We start from the raw sequence: 19,683 nt of genomic DNA on the forward strand, positions 1-19,683 counted from the left end.
TCTCTATTCGTTTGTTTTTTCAATACGTAAACCTACATCTCTAATTCCTTCTAAATCAGCGATAGGATTTACGTCCCCGTTGCGACGCATTGCCTGCTTCAGCTTAAAGGTGTAGCTGCCTGCTTCGCTAAATTGTATATGTTCTTTATACCAAAGTTTATTTTCCTTAATATCGCCAAAACCGGTGCCTAGCCAGCTTCCGTCAGGATTTGCCATCTTGTACTCTAGCGTATCTGTAATGGTTTTTCCGTTAGGAAATTGCATCGAAGCGATCAAAAACACGTTGCTAAAGGCATACGAATTGTCATTGCGCAAGGTTATAAACGCATTATACGTACTTAAAGTGTCTAAGTTATCTACTTTTAGCGTTACCGCAGAATCGCTTTTCCAATACTTGGGCAGCGATTTATATTCGTGAAAAGCAGCTGTTTTATCGCAAGACCAAAAACAGCTTAAAACTAAAAGCGCACAGAAGTATTTATGCATTTTTTTTAGGTCCCTTTTTTCGGAAATTTCCTTTTTTACGACGGTTTTTTGAACGCTTCCTGCTGTTTTTAGGTTTGTCAAAACGGGTCAAACTGTCTTGCCCTACAACGTTTCCAAAATCTACTTTAGCGTCTGTAATAAGTTCTGCAGCATACTCTTCTAGACTTGCTACTTTGTTTTTCTTCTTATTGGCTTCAATGATCTCATTGGCCTGCGTTGTGGTGAGCTTATGCCAGTTCATCCACTCGCCTTCATAAGCATACCAGAGATGTCCTTGAAAAATATCGATCTTCTGGCAAACCGCTGTGCCCTTATCTGTATACAGTTTTTGTTCTGTTTTGGGGAAATCTTTTAGCGCATCTAAGTAGGCATCCAGCTCATAATTTAAGCAGCATTTTAACTTCCCACATTGACCTGCTAATTTTTGCGGATTTAAAGAAAGTTGCTGATAGCGTGCTGCACTGGTCGTCACCGATCTAAAATCTGTTAACCAGGTTGAGCAACACAGCTCGCGCCCACAAGAACCTATTCCGCCTAAACGCGCCGCTTCTTGTCTAAAGCCTATTTGACGCATTTCGATACGGGTTCTAAACTCTTGTGCAAATTCTTTGATCAATTGTCTAAAATCTACGCGCTCCTCTGCAGTATAGAAAAAAGTCGCTTTAGAGCCGTCACCCTGAAACTCAATATCAGAGATTTTCATCTGAAGTCCTAAACGAATAGCGATCTGGCGCGAACGTACTTTAATGCCTTCTTCACGCTCTTTTACGCTTTCCCAAACTTCAATATCTTTTTGGTTTGCTTTGCGGTAAATCTTTAAGAAATCGTCGGTTTTGTACGGAATGCGTTTCTTTTTCATCTGAACACGCACCAATTCACCCGTTAATGAAACGATACCCACATCGTGACCCGAAGCCGCCTGAACTGCTAGCACTTCGCCTACGTTGATCTGTAATTTATCTACGTTCTTCACGTATTCTTTGCGACCATTTTTGAAGCGAACTTCAACAAAGTCAAAGGGTTCCTGCCCGTCAGGCAGACTCATATTTGAAAGCCAGTCAAAGACTGTTAGTTTGTTACATCCGTCGGTACCACAGGTACCATTATTTTGACAACCACGTGGTTGACCGTTTTTGGTCGTACCACAATTTCCACACGCCATGAGATCCTATATGTTTGTAAATCTCCAGATTAAAATCTCCGGGATTTGATGATTTATATATGTTGACAACGGAAAGCTTCCGTCTTAATTGCTGCTAAAGATAACATTTTAGCTATGCAAAAATATAGTAATTCTAATTGGGGATTAAAGCAAATGTGCGGCATTTTGCATTTTGGAAGCTGTTGCGCATAAAAAAAGTCGGTTACCTAAAACCGACTTTTTCTGCGTTGTTTCTTCAATTCTTATACTTTCTTCTGAAACTTCAGCTTTTCAGATCTTCCTTTTTTAAAGATCTTATTGCTGTTAGGAATGCCTTTGCGCAGTTCTTTTTGCACTTCATAAGGCAAAGCGATCACCTCTTTACATTCGTCTGAACAGGTATGATTCATCGCTTCAGCACACTCGTCACATTGAATGAAAAGTAAATGACAAGCTTCGTTAGCACAGTTTACGTGCGTATCACAAGGCTTTCCGCACTGGTGGCAATTTGAAATAATGTCTTCTGAAATGCGCTCGCCACGACGATGGTCAAATACAAAGTTCTTCCCTTTAAATTTATTTTCAAGCTGTAACTGCTCAACCTGACGTGCGTATTCAATAATTCCGCCTTCGAGTTGATAGACTTGTTTAAAACCTTTGTGTTTATAGTACGCACTGGCTTTTTCACACCTAATTCCACCGGTGCAATACATTACCAATTTTTTGTCTTCTTTGTGATCGCGCAGGTCTTCTTCAATAAGATCTAAGCTGTCGCGAAAGGTATCAACATCTGGTGTTACTGCATTTTTAAAATGCCCGATCTCGCTCTCATAGTGGTTGCGCATATCCACAAGCACCACATCATCTGCTTCAATGAGTTCGTTAAAGGTTGCAGCATCTACGTGAACACCTTTATTGGTAACGTCAAAAGTCTCGTCATCAAGACCGTCTGCTACGATCTTAGGACGCACTTTAACTTTGAGTTTTAAAAAGGATTTTGCGTCTTGCTCGATGGCGATATTGAGACGTACATTTTCTAAGAAATTAATTCCGTCTAAAAAGGTTTTAAATTCTTCAAAACGTTTTGCCGGCACCGAAAGTTGCGCATTAATTCCTTCTTGAGCCACGTAAATACGGCCCAGGACGTCCATTTGATTCCAAGCTAAAAATAGGTGATCTCTAAAAAGTTGCGGATTGCCGATTTTGGCATATTGATAGAACGAGAGCGTCAAGCGATCTTCGCCTGCCTCATCAATTAATGCTGCTCGTTCTTTTGCGCTTAATTTGTTGTACAGTTGCATGCTATACTTAATTTTAAGGTTAAAAGTGGCGCAAAAGTAGCATTTTTAAGTCATTAGCTGCAAGAATAGCCTCGTGTGTTTTAAAACTTGTCTCACTATAAAACAAAAAAATGCCCGCGAGTTTCTCAGGGGCATTTTTCTTGAACGGCTAATTCAGGTTATATATTATTTGATTTCATCAACATAACACCGCTAACCGCCGTCCAATCTGATATTGCAAAAATAAGGAATGCCGACACAGCCCTTATTTACGCAATGTATTTGCTTAACTTTCTGCACCATAGCACATAAGGTTTTACATTTAGATACATACTTACGCAAGAGGTTGCTTTGGTAGATGTTAAATTTTATTCGGAAATATTCCGCCTCTAGGTGTTCAATCTCTTTAAAATTACAATTAAATAGGAATTTTTCCAATAATTTGGATTGATTTCATTGGTGTGCATTAAAAGAAATAGTACTTTAGCAGCGTGTAATAAAGAATCTATAGTTAGTAGTGATTCTTTAAAAACGCACTCAAAATCAGCGTTAAAGACAAAAACTATGAGCAAAGAACAAGAAGCTAAATTAAAAGCCCTGAAGCTTACCCTTGATAAAATGGATAAAACCTATGGAAAGGGTACCGTAATGAAGATGGGTGATAACGCGATCGTTGAAGTTGAATCTATATCTACAGGTTCGCTTGGTCTTGATATGGCATTAGGCGTTGGTGGTTTGCCGAAAGGTAGAATCATCGAGATCTATGGTCCTGAATCTTCAGGTAAAACAACCCTGACTTTACACGCTATTGCAGAAGCGCAAAAGAAAGGTGGTATTGCAGCCTTTATTGATGCAGAGCACGCCTTTGATCGTTTTTATGCTGAAAAACTTGGCGTAGATATAGAAAACCTCATCATTTCACAACCGGATAATGGGGAGCAAGCACTAGAAATTACAGATAATTTAATTCGCTCTGGAGCTATTGACATTATTGTTGTTGACTCTGTTGCTGCATTAACTCCAAAGAGTGAGATCGAAGGAGAAATGGGAGATTCTAAAATGGGATTACATGCTCGTTTGATGTCTCAGGCCTTACGTAAACTTACGGGATCTATCAGCAAAACCAACTGTACTGTTATCTTCATCAACCAGTTGCGTGAGAAGATCGGCGTGATGTTTGGTAACCCAGAAACAACTACCGGTGGTAATGCACTTAAGTTTTATGCTTCGGTACGTCTTGATATTCGTCGTTCTACACAGATCAAAGATTCTAACGGCGAAGTGCAAGGAAACAAAACCCGTGTAAAAGTGGTTAAGAATAAAGTTGCGCCTCCGTTCCGTCAGGCAGAATTTGATATAATGTATGGCGAAGGTGTTTCTAAAGTTGGTGAAATCCTTGATATTGGTGTTGATTATGAAATCATCAAAAAGAGCGGTTCTTGGTTTAGTTATCAAGATACCAAACTAGGACAAGGACGTGATGCAGTAAAAGCCATCTTGAAAGACAACCCTGATCTCCTAGAAGAACTTGAAGTTAAAATCAAAGAAGCCATTAAAATAGCTAAAGAAGCTTAGAAAAATTTTTAAACGGCTTACGCAACCTTTTTCATCTTAAAGTATCTACTTACAAAAAGCAGATAATTTTAATGATGAAAAAGGTTTTTTTATTAATTGGTTTATTAGGTTTAATAACCAGTTGTTCCCTGGATGATGAAGGGCAAGTGGTGAGCTATGAAGCGCTCCCGATTGCAGATTATGAGTTACCCGAAAGTTTTGTCTACGGCGAGCGCTATCAATTGCCGGTTTCGTTTGTATTACCTACAACGTGCCACGAGTTTTACAATTTTGAAGCCGCTAGAGAAGACAGCACCCGTTTTGTGTATGCCATAAGTCAGGTTTTAGAAAGTGATATGTGTACAGACACACCAAACGACACGGTTTCAACTTTTTTAAATTTCGATGTAATTTACCGCTACACCTACGTCTTTAAAATGTATAAAGGCGATGATGAAAATGGCGAGCCTATTTATGAAACTCAAGAAGTTCCTGTAGAGCAACCGTAATTTAAGCACGTAACAATGTGAGTTTAGAAAAGCTCTTACAAGGTTTAACTAAGGAAAAACCCAAAGCGCAGGCCGAGTTGTACACTTTGTACGCTCGCACGCTCTTTGGGGTTTCCCTTAAGTATTCTCGTAATTATGAGGAGGCTGAAGATAACCTTCAAGATGCTTTTTTAACCATTTTTAAAAAAGTACATCAGTACAAAGGCAAAGGCTCTTTTGAAGGCTGGTTAAAGCGTATTGTGATCAATACCGCTTTGCAACGGTATCGCAAACAGAGCTTGTTTGAGCTTGTAAATGAAGAACAAATTGAGCAGGAGGAAGTTTTTGTTGACACCAATGAGATCCCGCTTCAATTTCTATTAAAAATAATACAAGAATTACCTGACCGCTATAGGCTGGTGTTTAACCTTTATGTTCTAGACGGTTACCCGCACAAGGAAATCGCGCAAATGCTGAGCATTAGTGAAGGAACCAGTAAATCTAATCTGGCGCGTGCCCGAATGATCTTAAAAGAAAAAGTTGAAAATTATCAGCAGAGTGAAACCCTACAATCCTCAACACGGTGAAAGAGCAAAAAAACATAGACCGCCTGTTTCAGGAAAAGTTTAAAGACTTTGAGGCAATGCCTGATGACAAAGTCTGGGCTGGCATTGTAGACAAGCAGCAGAAAAAAAGAGCAATAATCCCGCTATGGCTTCAATTGAGCGGTGCAGCTGCTATCTTGGCCTTAATTTTTATGGCCGGTAACTTTATATTCTCAACATCAGATGCACAAGATGTAGAAGTGGTTTTAGAGGAAACTGAAACGCCTGAGCAAGAGCAGCGCACACCTAAAACTATTGAGAAAACTCCGGACAATGCCGTGGTTTCTTCCGAAGAAAAAAGCACTGAAGATTCTAATTCGCAAAAGAAGGCTGAATCCAATTCAAGTACTAAAGCTACTGCTGTTGCCTCTACTTCAGCTAAGGAAGCAAATCAAGGTAAAAGTAAAGCATCAAACACGACTCAAAACCGAAACACTTCGGAGTCGAAAAAATCTGGCAGTACTGCTGCTTCAACAGGTATTGCTACCGCTGACCAAGGCAATGATGCAAATGCTACACAGGACGACAAAACTTCAAACACAGAGCAGAACACAACCGCTATAGCCGCCACTGAAAACGAATCCCAAGAAAATGCTGCGGCAGATGAATTACCCTCATTGGAAGAAATTGCAAACGCGCAAAATGAGGAAGAAGCTCTAGCGGATACTGAAACTATAAATACAGCATCTCAAGATGCATCACGCTGGGGTATTACGCCTATGGTGGCTCCCGTGTATTACAACAGTTTTGGTGGCTCTGGGATCGCGGCAGAATTTGCCGATAACAAAAAAAGTGGCGATGTGAATTTTAGCTATGGGGTTCAAGTAAGTTATGCCATTAACGACAGGCTTACGGTGCGCTCCGGAGTGAATAAAGTTAATTTGGGCTACCGTACGGAACAAGTAAACTTTGCCCCCAGCATTCAGGGGCAATCTATTAGTAGTATAGATTATAATCAAAATTCCCAGTTGATTCAGGTGGCAGATGCTAATAAAAGTCTGGCTTCTTCAGCAGCAGAATTTGCGAGTAACGCTTCGGTTGCGGGTACGAGTATCAACAATGCTTTGCGTCAAGAATTAGGCTACATTGAGGTTCCTTTTGAAGCTGAATATGCTTTGCTCAATCGCAAATTCGGTATTCAAGTGATTGGTGGTTTTAGCACCCTATTCCTAAATGACAATTCCATTTCACTTGAAGAAAATAATAATTTGGTTTCTCGCATCGGGTCGTCAAACAGTCTTAATAATACTAGTTTCAGTACCAACGTTGGTTTGGGCTTAGATTATAAATTCACGCCTCACATTCAATTCAATCTGGAACCTATGTTTAAGTACCAACTAAATGCCTATACCAAATCGGTGAGCGATTTCAGACCCTATTATTTAGGTCTTTACACCGGTTTAAGCATTCGGTTTTAAAATATATGAAAGGGGAAGATGAGATAACCAAAGTTTGGCTGTATTTAAACCGGCCGGACTTTGGTTTAATCTTCAAACTTTAAAAGAAACTGTGTACTGCCAACTAACAGTGCACAGGAAGTTAGGTTAGTTTTTTAGTTGGTTAGGTTAATTATTGCATATGCAATTTGTGGTTAGGGCGACTTTTTTAGGTTTCCGCGTAGGCTTGATCTTTTAGTAATTCGGCATGAATGGCTTTAAAAGCCTGCTCTTTTACAGTTTTTCGATCTATCGCTTTTAGGCCTTTGGTTTGAATAAATGGCAAGACTTTTACGCGCATCAATCCCGGTGTACCGGTGAAAAATTCATAAGAAAAACGCTTTTTGTTATCATAAAACACCATCGGTACAATAGGTACTTGGTGATCTATCGCTAGCCTGAATGCTCCGTCTTTAAACGTATCAAGCACAATGCTGGTGTCATCGGGCACGCCACCTTCAGGAAAAATACAAATACTAAGCCCCTGGTTGAGTCTGTTTTGGGCACTTTCAAATACCGCTCTTCTGCTTTTAGGGTCCCCGCGGTCTACCAGAATACACGTTTGTTTGTAGAAATATCCAAACAGTGGAAATTTTGCAAGTTCTTGTTTTCCAACAAACACAAAAGGGTTACGTACACTGCTCAACATCAACATTATATCTGTCATTGAGGTATGATTAGCGATGTACATATAGCTTTTACCCTGTTCGGTTTTTTCAAGACGTTTAACCTCTGGCCAAAAGCCCATTCCGTATAAAATAATGCGCGCCCACAACCTAGCCATTTTAAAAAAGTAAGGATACCAAGAATCTTTAGCTACCGAAATAAGTAGAAAGGGCAGCAATATGATAATGGGCACTATGATGAGCACATAGAACCATATGCGCCAAAGTAAAATCAGTAATTTCTGAAGCAGTCTTAACATCAACAGTATAGGATTTCTGCCGACTTGCAGATACAAACCGACGTCTCAAAAATAGACATTTTAAAAGGAGTTAATACTTGAAAAGGGGTAACTTTACGCAAAATTTAAATGAACCATGTCACGAATTTTAACAGGTGTTCAAAGTACGGGAACACCACATTTAGGTAACTTATTAGGAGCTATAATCCCTGCGATCAATATGGCTAATCAGCCTGAAAATGAATCCTTTTTATTCATCGCAGATATGCACTCGCTTACTCAGATCAAAAATGGCGAAACCTTAAGACACAACACCTATTCTACTGCCGCGACATGGCTTGCTTGTGGTCTTGATATTGAAAAAACGGTTTTTTACCGCCAGAGCGATATCCCACAAACCACAGAGCTTACTTGGTATTTAAGCTGTTTTTTTCCGTATCAGCGCTTAACATTAGCACATAGTTTTAAAGACAAAGCAGATAGACTGGAAGATGTAAACGCCGGACTTTTCACCTACCCGATGCTTATGGCCGCTGATATCTTGTTATATGATGCTGAAATTGTTCCGGTAGGTAAAGATCAATCTCAGCACCTTGAGATGACACGCGATGTCGCTTCTCGTTTTCACGCGCAAATGGGTGAAACTTTTGTAATTCCTGAGCTGAAACTTCACGAGGAAACGATGTATATCCCGGGAACCGACGGTGCGAAAATGAGTAAGAGCAAAGGCAACACCATCATAATTTTTCAATCTGACAAAGCATTGAAAAAGCAAATTATGAGTATCGAGACTGATAGCACACCGCTTGAAGATCCTAAAGATCCTGATACCTGTAATGTTTTTGGTATTTATAAGTTGTTAGCTTCAAAAGATGAAGTTGCTCAAATGCGTAAAAATTATGAAGCCGGTGGTTATGGTTACGGTCACGCTAAAAAAGCTTTATACGAACTTGTCTTAAACAAGTTTGAAAAAGAGCGCGCGTTGTACAACCATTATATGGACAATCTTGATGAATTGGATGCCGCACTACGTATAGGAGCAGAAAAAGCTCGAGTGATTGCAAACGAAGTTCTAGATCGCGTACGTAAGAAAGTAGGATACTAAGTCAGTTCAAACTGTTTTCCGGGCAAGGGTCTTACTACTCCTTTTAACTCCATATTAAGCAAAATACTGGCTACTCTAAACGTGGGCATTTTGCAATGCAGTGCAATCAAATCAAGTTGCTCTTTGCCCACGTCTGATAAAAAATTGGAAATCACTTTTTCTTCTGCATTGAGTTCTACAAAAAGTTGCTTTTGCACAGGTTTGAGCTCCTCTTCTATTTGCCAATTGAGCAGATAAATTAAATCTGCTGCGCTGGTGATCAACTGAGCTTTCTGAGTTTTGATTAAATTATTACAGCCCAAACTTTGCGCATCTCCCGGTCTTCCGGGGACTGCAAAAACATCTCTGTTGTAAGAATTTGCGATATCTGCAGTTACGAGCGAGCCTCCTTTTTCGGCGCTTTCGATAACTACTGTAGCTTCACTCATCCCGGCAATGATGCGGTTTCTACGTAAAAAGTTCGTTCGGTCAAACGCGTCACTACTCCAAAAATCAGTGATGAATGCGCCCTGCGCTTCAACAGCTTTTACATACCTAGCATGAACTTTAGGATAGATCTGGTTCAAACCGTGGGCTAACACCGCAATCGTATCTAAACCTTGATCTAGCGCTGCGCGATGTGCAGTAATATCTACTCCGTAAGCAAACCCCGAAACCACAAGCGGATTTAAAGGTGCAAGATCCTCTACAAGCTGCTTTATAAAGTCTACACCGTGATTGGTGACTTTACGAGTTCCTACAATAGAGATCATTCGCTGCTGAGAAAAATCTTTACTTCCGCGTTTAAAAAGCAAAATTGGCCCATCAATACAATGCTTTAATCGCTCAGGATAGTTTTGATCTTTATAACTGCAGTAATCAATGTTATGCTCTTGAATGAATTTTAATTCTTCTTCGGCCGCAAGCCTGTGTTCCTTTTCAAAAAAAGCTTTCAATTTAAAAGCGCCGATTCCGTCTAGTTTTAAAAGGCTTTCTTTCTTTTGATCTAGCACTTGTTGTGCAGTTTCAAATCGCCCAATAAGTCTTTTGATCGATGTGTCGCCTAAATTAGGAATACGTTGTAAGGTCAGAAATGCGTGAAGTTCGTCTTCTTTCATTATTTTAAATTGCTGTTAATAAAGGTATTGCAAAATTGTTAACAAATCACGAACAACTTTCTAAAGGCGGTAGCATTTTTTTTTAATTTTACTTTATGCATTTTTCAAACTACATCAGCGACTTACTTTATAGATACGAGTGCGTGATCGTTCCAGGCTTCGGAGCGTTTTTAGCACACCGCGTTTCTGCATATCACGACGAAACCGCACAGGCCTTTTTCCCTCCTAAAAAACGTATTTCTTTTAATGCACAATTGAAAGAAAATGATGGACTATTAGCTAATTATGTCGCTTCGGCAGAGCATTTAAGCTATGAAAGTGCATTACTAAAAGTGCAGGAATTCGCTGTGAATATTCAGCAAAAATTGAATGCTGAAGAAACGCTTGTATTTGATAAAATTGGTACCCTGTCTCAAAATGAAGCCGGAAACTTGAGTTTTGAGCCTGAGCAATCTACCAATTATTTAACCGAAGCTTTTGGTCTTGCCGCGTATACCGCTCAACCGGTGACACGCGAAGTATTAGCGCAAGAAGCAGAAGCTATTGAAGAGAAAGCGCCTATTCATCTCACTCCTGCCCGCCGCTCAAACGTCTGGATGAAGTATGCCGCAGTAGGATTGCTTACCATAGGTTTATCTGGAGCATTAGGCTTTTTATATTTCAAGGATATTGCAGATCATAATTTTGCCGAAAAACAAAAGGCAGAAAGTCAGATCGAAAATACTATTCAACATGCGACCTTCACGATTGATAATCCGTTGCCTGCCGTTACTTTGAATGCCTTTAAACCAAAAGGAAATTTTCATATAGTAGCAGGAGCTTTTAGAATTCCTGAAAATGCTGAAACACGTGTAAATCAACTGCGCGAAGCCGGTTATAAAGCACGCACTTTAGGTGAAAACAAATACGGCTTGCATCAAGTGGTTTACGGAAGTTACACAGATCGCACCGAAGCTCTAAAAGAATTACGTAACATACGTAACACAGATAATCCTAATGCTTGGATGCTGATCCAAGAATTGAATTAAGATCTATTTTTACGATTAATATGCAAAAGCCTCCAAACTAGGAGGCTTTTTTGATTTTCTACCGGCTTTTTCTTCCTATTTTTGCCGAAAATCAAAGTATGAAAGCAAAAACGCCTTCTGAATCGCGTACCACGCAAACCGATCTGGTTTTGCCCAATGAAACGAACCCTTTAAACAATATGTTTGGAGGCGAACTTCTTGCACGTATGGATCGTGTTGCGAGTATTACCGCCAGAAGACATTCACGCCGAATTGTGGTGACTGCATCGGTAAATCACGTCGCGTTTAATAAAGCGATCCCATTAGGGAGTGTGGTGACTGTAGAAGCTTCGATTTCCAGAGCTTTTAAGACCTCTATGGAAGTTGTGATCGATGTGTGGGTAGAAGACCGCGAAAATGGCCTTAAATCAAAAGCAAACGATGCGATTTACACCTTTGTTGCCGTAGATGAAACCGGAATGCCGGTACCTATCCCTCAAATTAAACCGGAAACCGAAAAAGAAATCCAGCGTTATGATGCCGCTTTACGTAGAAAACAACTCAGTCTTGTTCTCGCCGGAAAAATGGAAGCTATAGAAGCTACTGAATTAAAAGCGCTTTTTGAGTAAGCCAATTCAATCATAAAACAAAAACGGGAAGCAGTTGCTTCCCGTTTTTGTTTAGTACGTATACTAGTTTCTATAATCTAGTGCCGGTTCTCGATCTCCCAACAAAGGGATATACTCAAAATCTTCGCCGCGCTTTTCTTCAAATTCAGTCCAAGCTGCTTTAAGAATTTCGGGTTGGTCAAATAAGTCCATACCTGTTTTAGCCATAGTTTTTGCTGCTACCATCATTCCTTTGGTGCCTATACTGGTTCCACCCGCTGCCACTGCTTGCCAACTGTGTGCAGGTGTTCCCGGCACCCAAGTAGCCGTATACAGACCAACGGTAGGTACAGTAAAACTCACGTCACCCACATCTGTAGAGCCACCCGCTTCAGGAATAGGATTGTACTCACTTATACCTTCTACATTTTTTACATCAAGGTCTGTATTCAAGCTTGTAGCAATTTCTTCGGCAAACTCGCGTTCTTCGGACGTATAGGTATACCCACCAACCTCTTTCAAGTTGTCGTACATAAGTTTCTGTAGCGTAAGATTGGGTAGCAATTCGTGCGTTCCGCCAATCATTTCATAATCCATTGTTGTACCGGTTCCAAGTGCTGCTCCTTCAGCTGCTTTAACCATTCGGTCAAACACATCGATCACCACATCTCGGGTCGTGTGGCGCGCATAATAATATACCTCAGCAAAATCAGGCACAACATTGGGTGCCTTTCCGCCATCGGTAATCACGTAATGAATACGGGTATCTTCGGGTACATGCTCGCGCATCATATTGATCATATAATTCATCGCCTCTACCCCATCAAGCGCCGAGCGCCCCTTCTCAGGAGCACCGGCAGCGTGTGCGGCAATTCCGTGAAATCTAAATTTAGCCGATTTGTTTGCTAATGCCGCGCCGGGATCAGCGCCGTTGGAATTTCCCGGATGCCAATTGATCACCGCATCCACATCATCAAAGAGTCCGGCGCGCGTTAAATACACCTTACCCGAACCTCCTTCTTCGGCAGGGCAACCGTAAAAACGAATGGTTCCTGATGTACCTGTATTTTCCAGATAGTGTTTTATTGAAATCGCCGCGGCCGCAGATGCAGTACCAAACAAATGATGCCCGCACGCGTGCCCGGCTACACCGCCATTAGATTCTTTATGCGCGACTGCTTTTTGGGATAACCCCGGCAAGGCATCGTACTCACCTAAAACCGCAATGACCGGTTTTCCCGATCCATAACTCGCGATAAAAGCCGTAGGCATTCCTGCCACGCCGGCTTCGATGGTAAAATCTTCTTCTTTTAAAGTTTTTTGAAGTAAAGCAACGCTTTGTTCTTCTTGATATCCCATTTCGGCAAAAGACCATATTTTATGGGCGATCTCGCCGTAGGCTTGGGTGTTTTGATCAAGCTGTTCTAAAACTTGCTCTTGTTTATTTTGGGCGAAAAGAATCGTGGAGAGTAAACACGTAAAAAGGAAGGTAGTTTTTTTCATATAAAATCAGTTTGAAGAATTTGTGCACTTCTAAAATACAACAATCTGATTTTACGAGCTATACTCTGCTACATATTGTAAATCCAGTCTTCAGGATTCAAGCGCTCTGAATCTTTATAGACTAGAAATTTCAAAATGGTTTTTCCATTGAATGAGTTCTCGGCGATTTCTCCCAAGGCTTGTTTTGTTGAAACTTGATCGTTTACTTTCACCTTAAGGTTTTTTAAGTTTTGATACACCGTGAGGTAATTACCGTGACGGATAAGTATGGTATAGCCACCGCCCCGTATTAATTGCACTTGTTGCACGGTGCCTTTAAATGCTGCACGCGCAACACTACCGGGTGCAGTCTCAATCTCGACACCACTATTGTATGTGGTAATATTAGGAAGCGTAGGATGCTTTGAGGTTCCGAATTTTTTATACACCCTGCCTCGTTCCACAGGCCAGTCCATTCTCCCTTTATTCGAGGCAAAATCATTAGCAAGTGCTTTTGCCGCCGGAGTCAACGCAAAAGTAGGCATCGCTCCCTTTTTGATCTCTGTTTCTGAAGTAGTGGTAGCGCCACTTTCCTTTTTAGAAGCAGCGATCGCTTCCCGAATCAATCGGTCTATTTCCCGGTCAATACGATTAGCTTCGGCTTGTTTTTTATTGATTTGAGCAGCATAAGAGGATTCCTTCTCACGTATAGTCGCAATCAACGCATCTTGTTGTTTCTTCTCATCTTCAAGCCTTTCTTGCTCTCTTTTGTTTTGAGCGATCAATTGCTGTTTTTCTTCCTTTTGATCAATGAGCTTGGTATTGGTTTCTTGTAAAAGTGTCGTACGCTCTTTAATCTGGTCCCCTTGTTTTTTGCGGTAATTGCTGTATTGTTTCATATACTGCACTCGCTTATAAGCTTGTAAAAAACTCTCTGAAGATAGCAAAAACATAATACGGCTCTGACTGCTTTTACTCTTGTATGACTTTTGTACCATCGCAGCATAATCTTCTTTAAGCTTTGATAATTCGGCTCTCAGCTCACTGATTTTATTGATGTTTTGATTGATTTTTTGGGTGAGCAAATTCGCCTGACTGTTGGTTACCCTTATGAGGTTTTCCCGGGTTTTAATTTTTGAAGCTAAATCTTCAACCTGGCTCAGCACGTTGATTTCCTTCTTCTTGTTGCTTTGTCGCAACTTGCTCAACTCTTCAATCTGACTCATCAGCGCGCGACGCTGGCGCTCCAGCTCAGCTTGTTTGTCATTTTGGGCAACAGCGAGTAACGAACTTAGCAAAAGTCCAAAAAATAGGGTGTATTTCAATTTCAGCTTCAATTGCATTAAAGTTCGATTTCTTTTAAACCACCGGGAATATTAAACGGAAAACTCACTTCAGAATTAAAATCTAAACCGCGGTATGTGATGTCAATAGTTGTGGTTTTTTCTGCCTCTTGCGCTTTCACATGGATTTCTGAAGGAAAAAAGCCTTGTTGCTCCTCGATATAATCTCCGTAGGAAATGGTGAGATCGCGCTGAGCCTCCCGCTGCGCCAGTCGCTGTTCTTGCAGCGTAAACGCCCCGCTGTTAAGATAGAAAAACAAATCAAACAAGGCAGATTGCTTGCGCGGTGCTACCAAATAACGCGAAGAGGTCGCACCGGCGCTAAAGCCCCCACTTCTTAAATCGTAAATAGGTTGCCCCAGCAGTAAAGCTTCCACTTGGTTATAATCTAGCTCTGTGCCTAGTAAATCACTTAATAATTCAAAGTCGCCGTCAAAGTAAGTACCGTCTATTTTCTCGTAGAATTGAACGCGGTCTTTCGTGATCATTGCTTTCGCTAAAGAAATCCCCAACACCGAAGCACTCATCCAGATGGTTTCTCCTTGCTTCATTCTCAGACTTACCGTTACATTTTGTGTGGTCTCAGGATCTGAGTAACGAATTTTAAGCCGTGCTGCCAACGTCTCAAATTCAGGATGCGTGTCATAATGCGCTTTAATGATCTTTGCCGAAGCTAAATCTTCTGTAGATGCTGCATTTTTGGTCGCCTTACATCCCACAAGACCTATAAGCGTTAGCACTAAAATTCCTCGATATATCAATTGCATACTATTGTGTCAAATTTGTTAATCGCCTGCGATACACCGCTGCCTTTTCGGCATTTCCCAGCGTTTCGTAAGCGCGCGCAAGTTCGCTATAAAAATCGGCTTGCATTTGAGGATTTTCAATTACGTAATCAATCCCCATCTCTAAATAATCTACTGCGTTCTGCGCTTTTCCTAAAGCGTTTTGCGCTACCCCGTAAACTAAATAAAATACCGCCTGCGCCGGATAAAATGCCAGCGCTTCTTCACTTAATGCAGCAGCATTCTCAAACTGTTGTGCCTGTAATTGCAAGAGTACCAAATTACGCAGCACATTTACATCATCAGGATTTTTTTTATAAGCAGCCTCATAATAAGCTAACGCCTTTGTTTTATCATTATTCTTTAGATAATAAGCTCCTAATTCTTCATTAACATCAGTCGCCTCTTCCTCAGAAAATAAAGCGATCGCTTGTTCTAATTCTGGTTCAAACTCCGGATTGCGATCTACAAAGATTAAAAAATCATTAAGGACGCTGTGTTTTGCTTTGGCTTCAACTTTTGAACTTTTCATCACGCGTTCTAAAGATTGAAAAGCGCGCGCTACATCATTCTGTTCTAAATGAAATTTGTACAGCGCCAAATGCACTTCATCTGCCTTTGGATTTACTTTAAGTAATTTTTGAGCAGTAACATAAGCCTGTTGTGTTTTACCTTGCTCACTATAGATATAAATGAGATTGAGGTAATTTTTTTCGTTTTGCGGATTTTGAGCGATCGCGTCTAGAAGCATTTTTTCTTTAAAATCACCTCCGCTCAATGCCATAGCCTGTTCTCTGATCTGATTGCGATAAGCATCTTTACCCAACGCTTCATCCAGCTCATCTAAAACGTCTAACGCTTCTTTAAAGGCTCCTTTACGCACGTAAATGCGCGCTAGATCTTCTTTATACTTAATGTCAAACTTAGCCAGTTCTTGTACAAGATCTATCGCTTTGTCAAAATCCTGACGCGCATAGTACACTTCGTATAAAGCCTCCATTATATCCCGCTGATTGGGTTTAAGCTGAAGCGCTTTCAGGTAATTGTTTTCGGCTTCTTGAGTGTTGCCCAAAGCCGCCTCATTTTTACCTTTTTCAAAATATAAAATGGACTCTTGCGGCCGTAATGCGATGCATTTATCTAATGCTGCGATTGCGCGATCATAGTTCTCGATTCCTTTTTGCTTCAGCGCTTCAAAAAAAGATTCTTGAAAAGCATCTGTAACATCCTCTAAATGATCTACATTCACGTCTTGCAAAGGTGTAGGCTCTTGGGCTTCCGCCAAAGGCGAAAACAAAAGCAACATTCCTAAAAACGCAAATCTTTTCATTTGGATCTTTTAAACCAACTCAGAATAGTCTCCTATGCTGATTGCCGTAAAGTTACCATCGAATTTAGCATAATTACCAATCATAGCATTTTTTAACTGCGCATTAGTAACCTGACTATAATTCTGAATCAAACTTTCTTCAATGGTGCTGTTTTCAATAATCGTGCCTTCACCTACAGATACGTTTGGGCCAATGGTAGCATCTTTTATCACCGCATTTTCACCAATATAACATGGCGGAATCACCGATGCATTCTCTAGTTGAGCTGAAGAAGCTACTAGGTGTGCACCTTCTTTGTGCAAAAACTGAAGCATTCTTCCGTTGGTCTCTACAGTTACGTTTTTATTGCCACAGTCCATCCACTCATCGATTTTACCGGGTTTGAACGTGTAGCCTTTCGCCTGCATTTGCTTGATTCCGTCGTTGATCTGATACTCGCCACCGTGCATCAATTTAGCATCTAAAACCGCCTGCAATTCGCTTTTGAGCACCGCTCCATCTTTAAAATAGTAAATGCCTATAACCGCAAGATCTGAAACAAAATCCTTGGGTTTTTCTACCAGACCTTCGATTTCATTGTTTTCATTTAGCGAAACCACGCCATAGGCTTCAGGATTTTTAACCTGTTTTACCCAGATCACGCTGTCTGCTTCTTTATCTAACGTAAAATCTGCTCTAAAGAGTGTATCTGCATAAGCAATTACACAAGGGCCGCTCAAAGATTGTTGCGCGCACATAATGGCGTGCCCGGTTCCTAAGGGTTTATCCTGATAGTAAATGCTTCCTTTTGCGCCTAGATTTTGTGCAATTTGTTTTAGGTTTTCTTCGGTTTCTTTACCAAAATCCTCTGCGATCACATACGCTACTTCTTCGATTTTCTCATCTAGAACGCTTGCAATATCTTCCACCAAACGCTGCACAATAGGTTTGCCCGCAATAGGGATTAACGGTTTTGGAATGGTTAAGGTATGCGGCCGTAGTCGTGATCCACGACCTGCCATAGGGACTATGATTTTCATACGTTTAAATTTCTGGTTGTTCTCTGCAAAAAGAACCGTTATTAGAATTTAAAAGGCGTGTTTTGGGTGAATGCCTCTTAAATCATTAGCTCATTATTTGGTTCCGGTACTTCCAAAACCTCCAGCGCCGCGAGCTGTTTCACTTAAAACTTCAACTTCATTCCAATCAGCACGCTCGTGTTTTGCGATGACTAGTTGGGCAATGCGTTCGCCATTTTCGATCGTAAAATCTTCGTTAGATAGGTTGACTAAAATCACGCCGATTTCCCCACGATAATCTGCATCAATCGTTCCCGGAGCGTTGAGCACAGTAATACCTTTTTTTGCTGCTAGACCACTTCTGGGGCGCACTTGGGCTTCTATACCCACAGGAAGCTCAATGAACAAACCTGTTTTGATGATCGCGCGTTCTAAAGGTTTTAAGGTCACCGGTGCATCAAGCGCTGCGCGAAGATCCATTCCTGCAGAAGCTTCGGTCTCGTAATGCGGTAATGCGTGATTAGATGTATTGATAATGTTTATTTGCATAATGTGCTTTTAAGTTCCACGCTGTGGAATTTCTATTTTTAATTTCGCCCTAAAATGGCATTTAATTCCTTATGTTCCAGCAAGAGTGTTAATCCCATAAAAGCCAGAAAAATTACACCATTCACCCCATAATTTGATCTGAAAAAATAAAAGGAGACCAAAGCTCCGCTGGTAGCCAGAAGAAGATACATACTTATTCTGCTTACGTTGTAGGGGATCTGATAATATTTTTGGCCGTAAAAGTACGAAATCAGCATCATCGTACCATAAGCTACAACCGTCGTATATGCCGAAGCCATAAAACCAATGAGCGGTATAAAATACCAATTGAGCGCAATGGTAAGTGCTGCGCCTAGAATTGAGAAATACATTCCATACCGGGTTTTATCGGTAAGCTTATACCACACCGATAAGTTGTGATAGATTCCCAGAAATAAATTAGCCAATAGAATATAAGGAACGATCTCAATGGCTTTAAAATAGCTTGAGTCACTAATGAGAAGTGCTTTAAAAAAGTCGATAAAGCACACGATAAAAAGTAATCCTGCAGCACCCACAACCACAAAATATTTTAGAATGGTAGCATAGGTAGTTGGAGCGTTTTTGTTTTTAGCATGACTGAAGAAAAAAGGTTCTGCTCCCAAGCGAAATGCCTGTATAAAAATGGTCATAAAAACCGCCAACTTATAACATCCTGAATAGGCGCCCATGATATCCTTATCGAGCATATTCCCTATTAGAAGCTTGTCTAAATTCTCATTTACTACAAAAGCCAAACCCGCAACAAGTACCGGCCAACCATATTGCCACAACTGACCGAATAACTGCTTATCAAATACAAGTTTGATCTTAAAAAAATCAGGCGCGATCAAGAGAAAAGTCACCGCGCTCGCAGCTAAATTGGCCGCAAAAATATACGTGAGTAAAGCAGTTGGGTCGTACCAACTAAACTGCATATTAAATTCTGGAATTGCCCAAAGAAAGAAGATATTGAGCACAACATAGATCGCAAGATTGGTAATTTTTATGCCTGTAAAGCGCAACGCTTTACCTTTTGCTCGCAAATACGCAAAAGGAGCTACTACAAGCGCGTCTAAAATGGAGACCCCTAGTAAGTATCCAAAATATTCAACAGGAAGCTCTAAAGCCTCGCAAATGGGTTCACGCAATGCATACAGTACGGCGAACGCAATTAAAGAGGTTACAGTAAGTGCTATCAGCACCGTGCTGTACACCTTATTTTCATCTTCGGCTTTAGAAAAAAAACGGAAGAAGGCCGTTTCCATACCATAAGCCAACAAGACATTTAAAAATGCCGCCCCCACATAAAAGGCTGTATTATCTGCATAGCCCGAAGTTTCCAAACTATCGGTGTGCAGACTGATCAGAAACAGGTTCATCAATCTGGGGAGAATAGTGGCCAACCCATAAACCGCCGTATCTTTTACAAAACCTTTAAGTACGCTCAAAGAAGTTCGATTTTT

At 40.8% G+C, this 19,683-nt stretch carries 19 protein-coding genes; 7 read left to right on the plus strand and 12 right to left on the minus strand.

Features of this window, described 5'->3' with window-relative positions; translation table 11 throughout:
* Positions 1–3: 3 nt before the first annotated feature.
* From LDL79_RS06810 to trhO, 3 genes are all read right to left on the minus strand, one after another.
* Entirely contained in the window at positions 4–486 is a 483-nt protein-coding gene (locus LDL79_RS06810) for a gliding motility lipoprotein GldH (RefSeq protein WP_225599665.1), read from the minus strand.
* Entirely contained in the window at positions 479–1,648 is a 1,170-nt protein-coding gene (locus tag LDL79_RS06815; RefSeq protein ID WP_225599666.1) for a PSP1 domain-containing protein, read from the minus strand. The genes LDL79_RS06810 and LDL79_RS06815 overlap by 8 nt, the downstream gene beginning before the upstream one ends.
* A 242-nt stretch (positions 1,649–1,890) precedes the next feature.
* Positions 1,891–2,928: an oxygen-dependent tRNA uridine(34) hydroxylase TrhO gene (gene trhO / locus LDL79_RS06820; protein ID WP_225599667.1), complete on the minus strand. Its 1,038-nt coding sequence runs from the start codon at positions 2,926–2,928 to the stop codon at positions 1,891–1,893.
* A 543-nt stretch (positions 2,929–3,471) separates the two neighbouring features.
* On the opposite strand from trhO, the gene recA reads away from it, so the two are divergent.
* The 4 genes from recA to LDL79_RS06840 all read left to right on the plus strand — a co-directional run bounded on the left by recA (position 3,472) and on the right by LDL79_RS06840 (position 6,972).
* The gene (gene recA / locus LDL79_RS06825) at positions 3,472–4,482 is read left to right on the plus strand and encodes a recombinase RecA (RefSeq protein WP_072980825.1); all 1,011 of its coding nucleotides are present in this window, start codon (positions 3,472–3,474) and stop codon (positions 4,480–4,482) included.
* A 71-nt stretch (positions 4,483–4,553) separates the two neighbouring features.
* Positions 4,554–4,970, plus strand: a complete 417-nt coding sequence (locus tag LDL79_RS06830) for a hypothetical protein (RefSeq protein ID WP_225599668.1) — start codon at positions 4,554–4,556, stop codon at positions 4,968–4,970.
* A gap of 17 nt (positions 4,971–4,987) precedes the next feature.
* Complete coding sequence (locus LDL79_RS06835; RefSeq protein ID WP_225599669.1) at positions 4,988–5,536, plus strand: RNA polymerase sigma factor; 549 nt, start codon at positions 4,988–4,990, stop codon at positions 5,534–5,536.
* A complete protein-coding gene (locus tag LDL79_RS06840) occupies positions 5,533–6,972 on the plus strand; it encodes an outer membrane beta-barrel protein (protein ID WP_225599670.1) in 1,440 nt (479 codons plus the stop codon). The genes LDL79_RS06835 and LDL79_RS06840 overlap by 4 nt, the downstream gene beginning before the upstream one ends.
* Before the next feature lie 187 nt (positions 6,973–7,159).
* On the opposite strand, the gene LDL79_RS06845 is transcribed toward LDL79_RS06840, so the two are convergent.
* Entirely contained in the window at positions 7,160–7,915 is a 756-nt protein-coding gene (locus LDL79_RS06845; RefSeq protein ID WP_225599941.1) for a lysophospholipid acyltransferase family protein, read from the minus strand.
* Between the two features lie 115 nt (positions 7,916–8,030).
* Here LDL79_RS06845 and trpS point away from each other — a divergent pair, with 115 nt between their 5' ends.
* Positions 8,031–8,999: a tryptophan--tRNA ligase gene (gene trpS, locus LDL79_RS06850; protein WP_225599671.1), complete on the plus strand. Its 969-nt coding sequence runs from the start codon at positions 8,031–8,033 to the stop codon at positions 8,997–8,999.
* On the opposite strand, the gene dprA is transcribed toward trpS, so the two are convergent.
* Positions 8,996–10,096, minus strand: coding sequence for a DNA-processing protein DprA (dprA, locus tag LDL79_RS06855; protein ID WP_225599672.1), 1,101 nt, complete (start codon positions 10,094–10,096; stop codon positions 8,996–8,998). The genes trpS and dprA overlap by 4 nt on opposite strands.
* A 95-nt stretch (positions 10,097–10,191) precedes the next feature.
* On the opposite strand from dprA, the gene LDL79_RS06860 reads away from it, so the two are divergent.
* Positions 10,192–11,124, plus strand: a complete 933-nt coding sequence (locus LDL79_RS06860; protein ID WP_225599673.1) for an HU domain-containing protein — start codon at positions 10,192–10,194, stop codon at positions 11,122–11,124.
* 98 nt (positions 11,125–11,222) lie between these two features.
* Positions 11,223–11,732: an acyl-CoA thioesterase gene (locus LDL79_RS06865; RefSeq protein WP_225599674.1), complete on the plus strand. Its 510-nt coding sequence runs from the start codon at positions 11,223–11,225 to the stop codon at positions 11,730–11,732.
* A gap of 63 nt (positions 11,733–11,795) precedes the next feature.
* On the opposite strand, the gene LDL79_RS06870 is transcribed toward LDL79_RS06865, so the two are convergent.
* From LDL79_RS06870 to LDL79_RS06900, 7 genes are all read right to left on the minus strand, one after another.
* Entirely contained in the window at positions 11,796–13,214 is a 1,419-nt protein-coding gene (locus tag LDL79_RS06870) for an amidohydrolase (protein WP_225599675.1), read from the minus strand.
* A gap of 68 nt (positions 13,215–13,282) precedes the next feature.
* Complete coding sequence (locus LDL79_RS06875; protein ID WP_225599676.1) at positions 13,283–14,536, minus strand: murein hydrolase activator EnvC family protein; 1,254 nt, start codon at positions 14,534–14,536, stop codon at positions 13,283–13,285.
* A complete protein-coding gene (locus LDL79_RS06880; protein WP_225599677.1) occupies positions 14,536–15,303 on the minus strand; it encodes a lipoprotein insertase outer membrane protein LolB1 in 768 nt (255 codons plus the stop codon). Before LDL79_RS06880 ends, LDL79_RS06875 begins: the two co-directional genes overlap by 1 nt.
* A gap of 1 nt (position 15,304) precedes the next feature.
* Entirely contained in the window at positions 15,305–16,651 is a 1,347-nt protein-coding gene (locus LDL79_RS06885) for a tetratricopeptide repeat protein (protein ID WP_225599678.1), read from the minus strand.
* Positions 16,652–16,660: 9 nt separating this feature from the next.
* Positions 16,661–17,671, minus strand: coding sequence for a sugar phosphate nucleotidyltransferase (locus tag LDL79_RS06890; protein WP_225599679.1), 1,011 nt, complete (start codon positions 17,669–17,671; stop codon positions 16,661–16,663).
* Positions 17,672–17,764: 93 nt separating this feature from the next.
* Complete coding sequence (dut, locus tag LDL79_RS06895) at positions 17,765–18,199, minus strand: dUTP diphosphatase (protein WP_072980851.1); 435 nt, start codon at positions 18,197–18,199, stop codon at positions 17,765–17,767.
* A 38-nt stretch (positions 18,200–18,237) separates the two neighbouring features.
* Entirely contained in the window at positions 18,238–19,668 is a 1,431-nt protein-coding gene (locus LDL79_RS06900; RefSeq protein WP_225599680.1) for a lipopolysaccharide biosynthesis protein, read from the minus strand.
* Positions 19,669–19,683 lie beyond the last annotated feature (15 nt).

The sequence above is a fragment of the Leeuwenhoekiella palythoae genome (assembly GCF_020310025.1).
GTDB lineage: Bacteria > Bacteroidota > Bacteroidia > Flavobacteriales > Flavobacteriaceae > Leeuwenhoekiella > Leeuwenhoekiella palythoae.